Origin of the sequence: Microcoleus sp. D2_18a_B4 (assembly GCF_036702475.1) — a bacterium.
In the GTDB taxonomy this organism is placed as follows: Bacteria; Cyanobacteriota; Cyanobacteriia; order Cyanobacteriales; family Microcoleaceae; genus Microcoleus.
The window spans coordinates 23,222-36,620 of sequence record NZ_JAUBTL010000049.1 but is presented as its reverse complement, the minus strand read 5'-3'; the positions used below and the strand labels follow the sequence as shown (position 1 = coordinate 36,620).

The 13,399-nt window shown below is 46.4% G+C and carries 12 protein-coding genes; 6 read left to right on the top strand and 6 right to left on the bottom strand.

The genetic code is table 11. The features are described from left to right. The first annotated feature begins 220 nt into the window (after window positions 1–220). Entirely contained in the window at window positions 221–1,111 is an 891-nt protein-coding gene (gene miaA / locus QUB04_RS24005) for a tRNA (adenosine(37)-N6)-dimethylallyltransferase MiaA (protein ID WP_333288211.1), read from the top strand. 110 nt (window positions 1,112–1,221) lie between these two features. Here the strand turns inward: miaA and QUB04_RS24000 are convergent, their stop codons facing one another. Both QUB04_RS24000 and msrP read right to left on the bottom strand, forming a co-directional pair. After that, complete coding sequence (locus QUB04_RS24000) at window positions 1,222–1,884, bottom strand: Uma2 family endonuclease (protein WP_333288210.1); 663 nt, start codon at window positions 1,882–1,884, stop codon at window positions 1,222–1,224. 253 nt (window positions 1,885–2,137) lie between these two features. After that, complete coding sequence (msrP, locus tag QUB04_RS23995) at window positions 2,138–3,121, bottom strand: protein-methionine-sulfoxide reductase catalytic subunit MsrP (protein ID WP_333288209.1); 984 nt, start codon at window positions 3,119–3,121, stop codon at window positions 2,138–2,140. 302 nt (window positions 3,122–3,423) lie between these two features. Here msrP and QUB04_RS23990 point away from each other — a divergent pair, with 302 nt between their 5' ends. Next, window positions 3,424–5,691 (top strand): serine/threonine-protein kinase, encoded by a 2,268-nt coding sequence (locus QUB04_RS23990; RefSeq protein WP_333288207.1) that lies wholly within the window; start codon window positions 3,424–3,426, stop codon window positions 5,689–5,691. Here the strand turns inward: QUB04_RS23990 and QUB04_RS23985 are convergent. Further along, complete coding sequence (locus tag QUB04_RS23985; RefSeq protein ID WP_333288205.1) at window positions 5,666–5,845, bottom strand: hypothetical protein; 180 nt, start codon at window positions 5,843–5,845, stop codon at window positions 5,666–5,668. The genes QUB04_RS23990 and QUB04_RS23985 overlap by 26 nt on opposite strands. Before the next feature lie 345 nt (window positions 5,846–6,190). On the opposite strand from QUB04_RS23985, the gene QUB04_RS23980 reads away from it, so the two are divergent. The 4 genes from QUB04_RS23980 (at window position 6,191) to QUB04_RS23965 (ending at window position 9,561) form a co-directional block, all read left to right on the top strand. Beyond that, entirely contained in the window at window positions 6,191–6,760 is a 570-nt protein-coding gene (locus QUB04_RS23980; RefSeq protein WP_333288204.1) for a tetratricopeptide repeat protein, read from the top strand. 55 nt (window positions 6,761–6,815) lie between these two features. After that, window positions 6,816–7,691, top strand: a complete 876-nt coding sequence (locus QUB04_RS23975; protein WP_333288202.1) for a hypothetical protein — start codon at window positions 6,816–6,818, stop codon at window positions 7,689–7,691. A gap of 86 nt (window positions 7,692–7,777) precedes the next feature. Continuing rightward, window positions 7,778–9,043, top strand: a complete 1,266-nt coding sequence (locus QUB04_RS23970; RefSeq protein ID WP_333288200.1) for a transposase — start codon at window positions 7,778–7,780, stop codon at window positions 9,041–9,043. A gap of 224 nt (window positions 9,044–9,267) precedes the next feature. After that, window positions 9,268–9,561 (top strand): DUF3288 family protein, encoded by a 294-nt coding sequence (locus QUB04_RS23965; RefSeq protein WP_333288198.1) that lies wholly within the window; start codon window positions 9,268–9,270, stop codon window positions 9,559–9,561. Between the two features lie 86 nt (window positions 9,562–9,647). On the opposite strand, the gene QUB04_RS23960 is transcribed toward QUB04_RS23965, so the two are convergent. The 3 genes from QUB04_RS23960 to secA form a co-directional block, all read right to left on the bottom strand. Continuing rightward, entirely contained in the window at window positions 9,648–9,917 is a 270-nt protein-coding gene (locus QUB04_RS23960; protein ID WP_333108088.1) for a DUF2442 domain-containing protein, read from the bottom strand. Further along, on the bottom strand, window positions 9,880–10,134 hold the full coding sequence (locus QUB04_RS23955) for a DUF4160 domain-containing protein (RefSeq protein ID WP_333288196.1): 255 nt from the start codon (window positions 10,132–10,134) through the stop codon (window positions 9,880–9,882). Before QUB04_RS23955 ends, QUB04_RS23960 begins: the two co-directional genes overlap by 38 nt. Before the next feature lie 181 nt (window positions 10,135–10,315). Further along, window positions 10,316–13,132: a preprotein translocase subunit SecA gene (secA, locus tag QUB04_RS23950; RefSeq protein WP_333288194.1), complete on the bottom strand. Its 2,817-nt coding sequence runs from the start codon at window positions 13,130–13,132 to the stop codon at window positions 10,316–10,318. Window positions 13,133–13,399: the final 267 nt, after the last annotated feature.

Here is a 13,399-nt window from a genome sequence, read left to right as displayed (position 1 = left end):
AAGCTTCTAAAATGGGAAAACTCCTAAAATTATAGCACAAAACCGTTAAAGGCTATGCTAGGGCTTTCTGAAGGGAAATTTATCGGGGGGAGGGAGAGGAATAGTTTTGAGATTGCTGGAGGAATGCCCTGGCCGATCGCGGTGAATCAGTGTAGGAGAGAGGGGAAAGCATGGAGAGGAGAGGATTTGAGAGTTTTTATAGGGAAATGTGCGACAGCTTATGCCTAGATTAATTACGATTTGCGGGGCGACGGCGACGGGGAAGTCGGGAGTGGCTTTGGCTTTGGCGGGGCGACTGCAATCCTCGATCCTGAGTGCGGACTCCCGTCAAGTGTACCGCGAATTTGACATCGGAACCGCAAAACCGACGGCGGTCGATCGCACTTGTGTACCGCATCACTTAATTGACATCTGCGATCCGACAGAAACTCTGACACTAGCAGATTACCAGCAACAAGCTCAAAATTTAATTGCTGCTGTTGATTCTCCTCTGTTGTTGGTGGGAGGGACGGGCTTATATATTAAATCGATCGTGCGCGGTTTAAAAATTCCGAGGGTAGCACCGATGCCCGAATTGCGATCGCAACTTGCGGAACTCGGACAATCTCAATGTTACGCGATGTTGCAGCAGGTCGATCGCTCTGCGGCTGAGAAAATTCACCTCAATGACCCAGTAAGAACTTTAAGAGCACTGGAAGTATTTTATGCGACCGGTCGCCCTATTTCCGAACAGCAGGGCGAAAATCCTCCCAATTATCCTATTTTACAAATTGGGTTGGATTGCGCGATCGAAGTTTTGGTCGATCGTATCAAACAGCGCACCGAACAAATGCTAGAACGCGGTTGGATAGCTGAAGTAGAATATTTGTGTAAAAAATACGGCCGCGACTTGCCACTGTTGAACACGTTAGGCTATCAGGAAATGAAACAATATTTGGCCGGCGACATTAAGCTGGAAGAAGCCAAAGAATTAACCATTTTGCACACGCGACAATTTGCGAAGAGACAGCGAACTTGGTTTAGAGCTTATCCTGAAATTGAATGGTTTGATGTTAGCGAACCAGATTTATTGGAGCGAGTTGGGCAGAGAGTGCAGCAATTTCTTAAATGATTTTAGAGCCAAATTAAAGCTTTTTTAAACCGCCGATGAACGCTGATTAACGCTGACGTAAGTTAAATTAATTGGCTAGTTCTTCAACTAAACTAAGTCTGATTTTTGCGTTAACTTTGACTCGGTAAAATCTCTCTAATTCTTTGCCGAAACAAACGAACCGCCGCACGCTGTCCGATGGTTCGGCTTTGTTCGATGAAACCGGGAATTTCGGCAACGGGTAAAAAGGGAAAAGCTAAACTGCGATCGCACATTTCATATTTTCCATCTACAAGTTGATAAACTTGCAGAGATTCTCGGCGATACCTCCACAGTTCGGGAACACCAAGAGCAGCATATATGGAATCTTTATTAACTGAAGAATTCGTGTAATCCGATTCTATTGCTAAATCAGGCGGCAAATCCTCTGGGAGGTTGATATCTCTTTTACCTCTGACGCTGGCTTCATTTTGAATGTAGAAACAAGTATCAGGTTCGACAGCACGAGTTAAATCTTCCCGTTCCAGAGTCAGAGAACCAGCTTTCATCACTTCGATTTCTAGCTCGTCTGCTGTAGCTTCAATAAAGCTTTCTATCAGTCCTTTCGGAACTTCATGTTCGAGATGTGGCATCCTGATTTCTAATAATCCTCTCTCGTAAGCAATTCTCCAAGCTCTATCGTCCCCCACATCGGCCAGCAATGCTTTAAAAGTTGACCAACTGACACCTTTTAAAATAACTCTGTTTTCTGGGGTAGTTTGCTGCTCTACGGGAGTTGATGTTGTTGTTACCATTTAGCAATTCCTTGGTAGCTTCATCAATTTTTATTGTAGTCGATCGACTTCAAATTTAAGGTAAAATTTACAAACATATTAGGGACACGGCAGTGCCGTGTCCTGTATTTCATTTTTAGAGAGCGAACAAAAAAGATTTTTTTTATTAACCGCAGAGAACGCAGAGGGCGCAGAGAAAGAGAAAAGAGAGAAGTTAATAATTTGAGGAACAAGCGGAAAAGCCTGTTCCTTAAATTACATCTCGCGTACTTAATTAACTGTACAAACTCGCCACATATTCGCCGTAACCGTTGTAGGGCAAAGTTGGGCGAGTTTCCCACGACCAACTGTTACCGGGACCGACTATCCGTTCGCTGGCCTGCGACCATCTGGGGTGTGGTTTGTCGGGTTCGACATTTGCTTCAAAAGCGTATTCGTTGGCGCCGATTGTATTCCAAAAAGTGGCGGGCTGTTGTTCGACAAATTCAATTTTGACGATCGACTTTGCGCCCTTAAAACCGTACTTCCAAGGAATCACTTGGCGCAGCGGCGCACCATTTTGTTTTGGTAGCCTTCTGCCATACAAGCCTGTGGCAAAAAATGCTAAATCGTTTGCCATTTCTTCAATTCGCAGACCTTCGGTATAAGGCCAAGGATAAAATTGCGACATCAAACCGGGGCCGGGAGTTATTTCCCGATCGTAAAATGAGGTGAAGCGAACGAATTTAGCCTTCGATTGCGGTTCGACATCAGCCATCAGTAATTTCATGGGAAATCCGACCCAAGGAACTACCATCGCCCAGGCTTCTACACAGCGAAATCGATAAACTCGTTCTTCGATAGGAAATTTTTTGTAGAGGTCGTCAATATCATAAGTGCGGGGATTTTTTACTAAACCGCCTACTTCTACTTTCCAGTTTTCTGTTGGCAAAGCTTGAGCGGCTTGCCAAATAGATTTTGTGCCGCCGTATTCGTAAAAATTGTTGTATTTTGTAGCTAAGGCTTCGTCGGTAATCGCTCGATCGACTTTCGCAAAGTCGGGATTCCGGCTCAATTCCGAATATGCTTGGGTTGAGCTTTGATCCAGAGCAGTTTTTGAGCTAGCATTGCTTTGGCAGCCGGTCAGCGGCAGCAGCGAAGCTGTCACGCCGGCGCCGATTAAATTTGTCATGAACCGGCGGCGGTTGAGAAAGGCTGTTTCTGGGGTAATTTGGGGTTCGAGAATTTCCCAAGGTTTGGGAACGCGAATTAACGGCATAAGTAATAGTTAAAAGTTAGTAGTTAGTTGGGAAAAATTGCCTAAGTTTTAATCGGTTAGTCGATTTGACATGGGAAATTTGAACTTTTAGATTCACTCCATAGAACAAAGAATCGCGGATATTTGGCAAGCTCTCGCGATTGATTTGGTGCGATCGCAATGCAAGTATTCGCAATGACAGTATAGCTTAATTCGGTAACAAGTGAGATATTGCACCATCCTAAAGAACAAGCTTTCCGGCCTGTTCCACAAAGAATGATTTTCTTGTGGGGAGTAGGGGTTGGGCAGGAGATCCCGCCCGTATGCTCGACCTATTAAACCTCGCTCGCAGGAAACTCAGCAATAATTTACGCGCGATCGACGGCAGCAATTGTGGCGAAAATCTGGGAAACAATTATGATCAAGCAAAGATTCCAATTAATTATTTAATTTGTCCACAGGAAGCGGCACGCACCGCCCCGCTTTCCTCCCCCATCAGCAATAATGTCGGACGGGGGTCTCCAGCGGAAAGACAAATGAGTTACTGCATCAATCCCCATTGCCAGAAGCCCCAAAATCTCGATCGCGCGACAGTCTGCAAAAGTTGCGAGTCGAACTTGCTGCTAAAAGGCCGCTACCGAGTCTTTCACACCCTCGGTCAAAGTCTCACTTGCCGCACCTTCTTAGCCGTCGATGAAGACCAACCTTCGCAGCCCCGTTGCGTCATTCAACAGTTCTGCGCGCCCGCAGGCACAGCGGACGGTCAAAACCCCCTAAACCGGACATTTCGCGGCTCAGCCTCAGTTCTCGACGAGTTGGGGAAACATCCGCAAATACCGAAACTGCTGGCATCTTTTGAACTCGAAGGCTGCCAGTATTTAGTGCAAGAATACATCGAAGGCCGCAATTTAGCCGATCGGCTTTCAGAAAAAGGTGTTGTTAAAGAAATTCAAATTTGGTATCTGCTGAGCGAATTGTTGCCAGTCCTGCAATTTGTTCACGAAAATCAACTGATTCACGCAGATATCAAACCGTCGAATATTATTCACCGGAAAACTCGCCAAGCATCCCCAGCTTTGGCAGGGAAAGAGGATCTACATTCCGTGTCTCAGGAAAGTGCCTCGGGGCTAGTTTTAGTCGATTTCGGCGCGGCAATTCCGGCTAATAGCGGGCCGCTCAAAACCGAAACGGTGACAGGTTCTGCGGAATACGCGGCCCCGGAACAAATTAAAGGCAAAGCGATTAAGAGCAGCGATATCTACAGTTTGGGTGTCACTTGCATTCACTTGTTAACGGGAATGTCGCCCTTTGATTTGTTTGACATCAAAGCGGAAAGTTGGACTTGGAGACATTATTTGAAAGTACCAGTTTCGGCGCGACTCGGCCGCATTCTGGATAAAATGGTGCAGCGAGAACCATCAAAACGCTATCGATCGACCGAGGCAATTCTCACAGACATGAAATACGGCCCGGCACCGGTAGACGTGATTCTCAGCAAACCCAAGTGGACTTTGGCAATGTGGGGAGCAACTACGGTTGCCCTGCTTTCCGTAGTGCTGGGTGTTCGCTTGCCATCTCCTGCACCGCAGGCTTTCACTTCTGGTGAGCCTGCTTCTAGTATTCCCGAAATTCGGTTCAATCCGCCCCCGATGCAGAATTTCAGGGGTGAGGCATCGCCGTCAGGGCCTGCTGTACGGACTCTGGCGGATCAACACAAAAACCCGGTTTGGGCGGTAGCAGTTGCTCCCCAGGGCCGCGTGATTGTCAGCGGGAATAACGACGGCACAATTCACCTGCTGCACAAGCGTCACGGCAAGCTGCTAAAGGTTTTAGCAGGGCATTTGGGGCCGGTGTGGTCGGTGGCAGTCAGTCCCGACGGCAGGACGATCGCCAGCGGTGGCGTTGACGGTACGATTAAATTGTGGAGTTTCTATTCGGGCAAGTTAATTCGGACTTTGGACGGACACACAGACGGCGTGTTCTCGGTGGTTTTCAGTCCCGATAGCCAGGCCGTGGCCAGTGTGGGTAAGGACAAAACTTTGAAGTTGTGGCAAGTCGAAGGCGGGGCCGAGTTGGAAACTCTCAACGGGGTTTTTGACGAGGTGCAGTCGGTGGCTTTCAGTCCCGATCGAGAAACTTTGGCGATCGGCAGCAGCGACGGTAAAATCAACCTGTGGAACTGGCAGACTGGGGAATTTAAAGAAACTCTTTGGGGTCATTCCGAGGCGGTTTGGTCTCTGGCCATCAGCCCGGACGGTCAAACTCTCGCCAGCGGCAGTTGGGACAAGACTGTGAAGCTGTGGGATATCAGCCCCAATCATCACTCCGGGCAGCCCAACGGTTTTTTGCTGCAGACTTTGATCGGCCATTCCGACAAGGTTAAGTCCTTGGCTTTCACTCCCGACGGAGACAAACTCGCCAGCGCCGATTTGAGCGGCACTATCAAGCTGTGGCGCATGAGTTCCGGCGAAATCGCGGGCACGCTGAAGGGTCATTCTACCTGGGTGGATTTGGCTTTTAATCCTCAAGACAAAACTCTGATCAGTGGCAGTTTTGACGACACGATTAAGGTGTGGCGACTGTCTCCTTAATTTTTTCGATCGCCCGTTCGATCAATTTTTGAACAGCTAGGGCGATCGAACATTCAGTTAATTGATATATAGCCTTTCTCAGAAAGATGAGGTACTCATGGGCATAGGGCATAGGGCATGGGGCATGGGGCATAGGGCATAGGGCATAGGGCATACCTCACTTTTTTGAGAACCGCTATATCAACACTTCGGACAGTTTCAAGGCCCACGCATCGGGTGGCGAGAAACCCAGTTTCTATGAGTTTTGCTAACAGGAACGAGAAATATAGTCAGCAACCGGGTTTCAGATCGTCAAGAGTGCGTCCAGGACTTTGCTGGCTTTTATCTTGCTTTAATAGGGGTTCCCTGAAACCCCTATTCTACGGTTGGTAATCAAAAACTGTCCGAACTGTTGGTACAAAAACAAATTTCAAATCTCAAATAATCAGAATATGCCTAGAAAACGCGGTTGCTAACTAACACTTGTGGTAAAGTAGTTTCGGCTGTTAAAATAAAATCTATGACCGCAAATTCCGAGTTAGCACAGCAGTATTTGTCAGCGGGCGATAGCCTTCAGAAATCAGGAAAGCTTGAGGAGGCGATCGCTCAATATCAAAAATTACTAGCCATTCAAGCGGATAGTCCGATCGCACTCAACAAGATCGCTGAAGTTTACTATGCTCAACAAAAATTTGCAGAGGCGATCGCCTCCTGTTACCAAGCACTTCGCCAGCAACCCAATTTCGCCGCCGCCTACAAAACTCTAGGCAATATCCTGCAAGCCCAAGGCAAAATAGACGCGGCGATTCGTGCATACTCCAAGGCGATCGAATTCGACCCTAAATTTGTCGAAGCATATGTTAATTTGGGCAGTATGTTTTACAAACAAGGTCAGCTCGATGACGCCATAACTTATTATCAAAAATCTATTGCTCTTCAACCAGATTTAGCCGTCGCTTATTGGAATTTAGGCAAAAGTTTGGAAGAGCAAGGTCGAATCAATGAAGGTTTATTTTATCAAAAAAAAGCTCTAAATTTACAGCCGGAGTTAGAAGCGAGAAGCAATTCAGTAAAAAATAACACTTACTGAAGAGGAATGTTATAGTCGGAATAATTCAATCATTCACGATGCAAGCTGGATCGACATGGAAATTAACCCGAATCCGCTGGAATTGCTAACGGCTAAAGTACGAGAAACTGTTGCAGATATCCAAAACTTAGGCAACCAAATTGATGCAAAATTTGATGAAAGTGCAACTGTATTAACGGCGTGGGTACAATCAGCGCCAAGTTCAATGGTTAGTGCCGGGGCGATCGCGACTCAAGAAGCTTTTAAAATAGCACATAACATCCGTTTTGAGAACCTGCCAAGAAATCGGCAATTGAAATTTGCTAGGGCTGGGGTGCGTGACGGAATGCGAGATATTCAAGAAGCAGCAAAAGTATTTGAATCCATACCCGCCCAAATTCGTGCCCAAGGCCCAGAAGCAATTCGCAACTTCTGTCAAGATAAAGATTGGAGTCACATCCAAGCGCACGTCAATGGAGGCGGAAGCGAAGCTGCTAACGGGATTTTTGAATATTTTTGGGTGAATCGTGCTCGCGGTGGTACAGACATGACTGCTGCCGAATTAGCAGTCGCTAAGCAAGTTTTAGCGGATGCAGCGTTTAAAGCAGCAGTTGCGGAAATCGTTGGGGCTGCAATGAAAGGGGCGATCGCCGCAGCAGTAATTGAGTTAATATTTTCTATCTTAGAAAACTCGCTATTGTGCGTTGAAGGCAAAATTACGCAGTCAGAGTTAGTGGAACAAGTCGCCACTGCCACCGCCAAAGCTGGCATTGCTGGTGGTGTTATTACTGGCATTCTGTTAACACTGTGCATGATATTTCCCCCCATTGCCGCGCTTTTAGGTGCCGCAGCGATGCCCTTGGCGGTTGCAGGTATTGGTTTTATGGGAATTCGCGCCTGGGAAATCTTTTGTCACGGCGATCGACTATTTGGTATTGTAAAACTTCATTAACTTTGTAAGCACTTATAAACAATAATAGTATTATCTTATCATGGTGGCCGAGTGAAATACACGTAATTAAAGGATGAAACCCTTAAATGCAACTAACAGAAAGGCACATCATTAAATCTACTGAACACCGTTTCGTTGAGATTGATGAACTAGCCTTTAAGTCCAAAAATCTGTACAATGCTGCCAATTACATCATTCGTCAGAGTTTTAGTTATGGATGGGGCTATATCAATTACAACGAGATGAACCGTTTAATGAAGTCTCAGGACGCATACAAGGCTTTACCTGCTAAGGTTAGTCAACAGATATTGATGATATTGGACAAGAACTGGAAATCATTTTTTGAAGCGGTTAAGGCTTACAAAGCTGATCCCTCTAAATTTACTGGTCGCCCAAAATTGCCAAAGTACAAAGATAAGGCTAAAGGGCGAAACATTCTTGTCTACACGATTCAGGCGATTAGCCGCAAGCAGTTGAAGAAAGGAATCATCAAGCTTTCGGGTACGGGGCTTGCGATCCAAACTAAAGTAAATCCAGATCAAATTTGCCAAGTTAGATTAGTACCTAAATGTGATTCGTATGTGATTGAGGTGATTTATGATGAGCCGGAGTCCACCTTCAGTAGCGACAAGTCTGTAGCTAGTATTGATTTAGGACTGGATAATTTAGTGGCGCTAACTTCAAATCAACCGGGTTTTACTCCACTGTTGATTAACGGGCGACCATTGAAATCGATCAACCAGTTATACAACAAGCGCAAAGCCGAGTTGCAATCCCAGTTGAAAGGGAGCCGCAAAACTTCGCCCCGGATTCAGCGCTTAACTCGTTGTCGCAACCAAAAAGTTGATAATTACTTACATCATACCAGTCGCGTGATTGTTGACCATTTGACTGCCAAGCGAATTGGGACGCTAGTAATTGGCAAAAATGCACAATGGAAAACCGAGATTGATTTAGGAACACAAACCAATCAAAACTTTGTCAGCATTCCTCACGCTCGACTAATTGAGATGTTGGAATACAAAGCTCGACTGGTTGGGATTAAGGTAATTGTGCAAGAAGAATCCTATACTTCACGAGCCAATTTTCTGGGTTTAGATCCAATCCCTGTTTACGGAAAAACCGATAAAGACCCTGTGTTCACTGGTAAGCGAATCAAGAGAGGTTTGTACAAAACATCGGTTGGTCAATTAATTAACTCTGATGTTAACGCTGCGTACAACATCCTCAGAAAAGCAATCCCAAATGCGTTCAGCAATGGGATAGAGAGCTGCGTAGTTCAGCCGAGGCGGGTCAATCCGCTCAAAGTGAAAGTGAAAGGGGAGGGACTTGACGCCTCCCATGTCATGTAAGAAATGACTATGCTTTTACCAGCTATTACTGAACAAACACAAAAATTTCTGGGGATGACTGAAGCGACAACTTAAACAGTTGACAGTTGACAGTTATGATACCCGAATCAAACGGTTTATGAAGCGCGGATTTAAGACTCTATTCATTAGGTTATTATGTCCACGCTTTTGGGTGGCGGTTGCTTGTAGCAACATTTTCATATGATTGGGAAACATAAAATAGTATGGATTCAGTAGAAAAAACTCAAGATCAGCAGCATCCGCAATACAAGCGCGATCGAGCCAGTGTCAATACTTTATTAGCAGGAGAAGCAACCGAATACAATTTATCGGAATTAGCAAGATTAATAATTCGCTACCGAGGCTTTCCCGGCGCTAGAGATATCCAATCAGACTTAAAAAAAGTCCTGCAAAAATGGAATCATACCGAAGAAACTCTTTATGAACAAACCCGTAAAATTCACGCCACAGGTGAGGTTTATCGGCGACAAAAAAGCGATCAAGAAGATTGGCTTTAATCTCAAATATACCTTAAATACCTCCTTTATCTCTTACGTGAGAAAGGCTATCTTACCCAAGCTTAGAAGTGAACTAGCGGTGGAAATTAATGAGTAATTTTAGGCCTCGGAGCCGGTGCACCTCGCAGCATTCCTTCTGTACTGAGGTCTTCATCAATTTCTTCCCAGTGAATGCCATAGCCTCCTCCACATACTTCCCATTTTTCCCTTTGATCGGGCGTTGCATGAAACAATCTTGGATACCAAATTAAAGGCACGGTAATGATTCGTCCATCCATCAAATCAACACTAATGGTTTCTTCTGTAAAATGAATGTGCTTAACTCTCTCGTCCGCTCGAATCGCCAAAATACCCATACCAAGCCTCCAATAGCGTTTGTTTATTTTCTTGTACTACCGACTGTATTTTACGAAGTTCTTTAGCACTAAAACCAAGGTTGTTTCCTAAACTGACTGGCTCCAACCAAAATTTAACCGATGATTTGTCTCTGTCAATATGAACATGAGGTGGTTCATTTGGTTCATGGCTGTAAAAGTAAAGTCGGTAAGGGCCTATTCGTAAAATAGTTGGCATAATTCCCGGTTATACAATATTTCAATGCAAATATCTGTATTTGGTCTTCTTATATTCTTCTTCCATGACACGGGTGGTGTAAAATCAACTTCCAGGAAGAGCCTGGAAGCAACAGTCAACTGTCAACTGTTAACTGTTAACAGTTAACAGTCAACTGTCAACTGTCAACTGTTAACTATCTTCAAACCATCTCTGGCGAAACTTGCATTGCCGGCTGCGGCTGGAACTGGAACAGCGAATAAACCACATTGCGGCGGATATCCGTCATCATGTCCAAGAACAGCTCGTAACCTTCAGTTTTGTACTCAATTAACGGGTCTTTCTGGCCGTAACCACGCAGGCCTACAGACTCGCGCAAAGCATCCATTTGTTGCAAGTGTTCCCGCCACAAAGTATCAATTTGCTGCAAAATAAAGAACCGTTCCGCATCTCGCATCAATTCAGCTCGGATTGCATTAACTTCCGCTTCTTTCATGTCGTAAGCGTTGCGGACTTGTTCGTGCAGGAATGTTTTAATTTCCTCAACGGACAAATCTTCTAGCTGATCCGGTGTCATGTCAGCGAGCAGATAAACAAATTCCTTCACCTTGCTCACAAGTTTGTCTAGTTCCCATTCTTCCGAAGGTAAATCGGGATTGATGTATGCTCCCACGATGTCATCCATCGTCTGTTCGGCATATCTAATTACCTGTTCTTTGGAGTCCAAACCTTCCAATACTCGGCGACGTTCCGCATAGATTGCTCGACGCTGATTGTTCATCACTTCGTCGTATTCAAATACCTGCTTGCGGATATCGTAATAGTAGGTTTCGACTTTTTTCTGAGCGCCTTCGAGGGAACGAGTCAGCATTCCAGATTCGATCGGCATATCTTCCTCAACACCGAAAGCTTTCATCAAACCGGCCACCCGTTCGCCGCCGAAAATCCTGAGCAAATTGTCTTCCAAACTCAAGAAAAACCGCGTTGAACCGGGGTCTCCTTGGCGTCCCGCCCGGCCCCGCAACTGATTGTCGATCCGGCGCGATTCGTGGCGTTCGGTACCGATGACGTGCAAGCCTCCCAACTGCACGACTTCATCGTGTTCGGTGCTGGTAAAAGCATCGTATTCCTTGCGAGTTAAATTGTAAGCTTCCCGCAATTTTTGAATTACCGGGTCTTTTGTCGGCGCTTTTTCCGAAGCTATAGCCACGATATCATCGGCTTGCAATTCCGTGAGCGATCGCGCCCCGTACTCTTTCACCGCCAATTCCACCGCCGCCACGAGCATTTGTTCGGCATTTTTCGATAGCTGCGTCGGGAAAATCTGCGCCGAAGCTTTCCAAGACTTTACCTTTTTCTTAGTCGGATCAAAACCTTGAGGTGCGGGGCGGCCACCAATACCAGGCACTTGCACCAACGAAAACCCCTCGTCATCTTCGGGTTGCACGATCCGGGGCATAAAATACTCCCGCAACTTGAGGCGCGCCATGTACTCAGAATTACCGCCCAAAATAATATCAGTACCGCGTCCCGCCATGTTTGTGGCGATCGTCACAGCGCCTTTGCGTCCGGCTTGAGCGATAATTTCTGATTCCCGCTCCACATTTTCCGGTTTAGCATTAAGCAAATTGTGAGGAATTTTCCTCTCCAGCAGCAGCCGCGACAGCAACTCCGACTTTTCTACGCTTGTCGTGCCCACCAGCACCGGCCGACCCACCTCGTGCATTTCCGCGCATTCTTGGGCGATGGCATTCCACTTCCCAGCCTCCGCCTTGTAAACCATATCCGAAAGGTCTGTGCGGCTGGTAATCCGGTTAGTGGGAATCAGCGTCACTTCCAGTTTGTAAATCTTCTCAAACTCGGTCTCTTCAGTTTTTGCCGTCCCAGTCATCCCCGACAGCTTCGGATAAAGCAAAAAGAAATTCTGATAAGTAATTGTCGCCAGCGTCTGAGTTTCCGGCTGAATTTCCGCCCGTTCCTTGGCTTCGATCGCCTGGTGCAAACCGTCACTCCAGCGCCGTCCCGGCATCACCCGCCCGGTAAACTCATCCACAATCACGACTTCGCGATCGGGAGTGACGATGTAGTTAATATCCTTAATAAACAATTCCTTGGCCTTAATCGCATTAAAAATGTAATGCGCCCAAGGGTCAGCCGGGTCGTACAAATCCGTAACACCCAACAACCGCTCAGCTTCACCAAAGCCTTCATCGGTCAATAGCACATTCCGAGCCTTTTCGTCAACCTCGTAATGTTCTTCATTTTCCTTTCTCAGAGCAGCAGCTACCTCAGCCGCCCGTATATACTTCTCACTGGGGCGTTCCACCTGGCCGGAAATAATTAAAGGCGTCCGTGCTTCATCAATCAGCACCGAGTCAACCTCGTCAATCACGCAGAAATTAAAAGGACGCTGCACTACATCTTCCATGACAGTAGCCATGTTGTCGCGCAAATAATCAAAGCCGACTTCGCTGTTAGTGGCGTAGGTAATATCGCAGCTATAATTTTTCTTTCGTTCCACCTGATCCATGCCCTGCTGAATCAGTCCCACAGTCAATCCCAGGAAGCGGTGCACCTGTCCCATCCATTCCGCGTCCCGTCTGGCGAGATAATCGTTGACGGTGATGATGTGTACGCCTTTACCGTTGAGGGCGTTGAGGTAAGCCGGCAGCGTCGCCACCAGAGTTTTGCCTTCACCGGTTTTCATTTCGGCAATTTGGCCTTTGTGCAGGATAATGCCGCCGAGGAGTTGGACATCAAAGTGGCGCATTCCTAAAACCCGTTGTCCCGCTTCCCGCACCACTGCAAAAGCCTCCGGCAAGATTTCGTCTAGGATCTCTTTCTCTTCGTTGAGAGATTTAGCTTTTGCCAGACGTTCTTGAAACTCCGCCGTTTTGCCTCTGAGGCCGTCGTCTGAGAGTGCGCGGAAGTCTTCTTCCAAAATATTGATATCAGCTACCCAAGGCTGAAATTTTCTCAGTTTGCGCGCGTTGGGATCGCCTAGCAGATTTTTAAACATGGCAGGAGAGGCAGATTTTTAATAATTTAGCTATTAGCTTTCAGGGTTACGGGCTGTAGTGTTAGCCACAACATATACCCTCCCCGATTGTAGCAACCATTGACCCTCCTGGGTCGTCGCTGGGGTCGATCGCTCGATTTGGGATTTTAGATTTTAGATTTTAGATTGAAGTTTGTGAAGGTGGGTAGCGATCGCCACTCAGGTATCGGCGCTTATTGACAATTGCAGGGCGTAACAGGCCCGAAAGCCTGTTCCCCAAGAGATTAA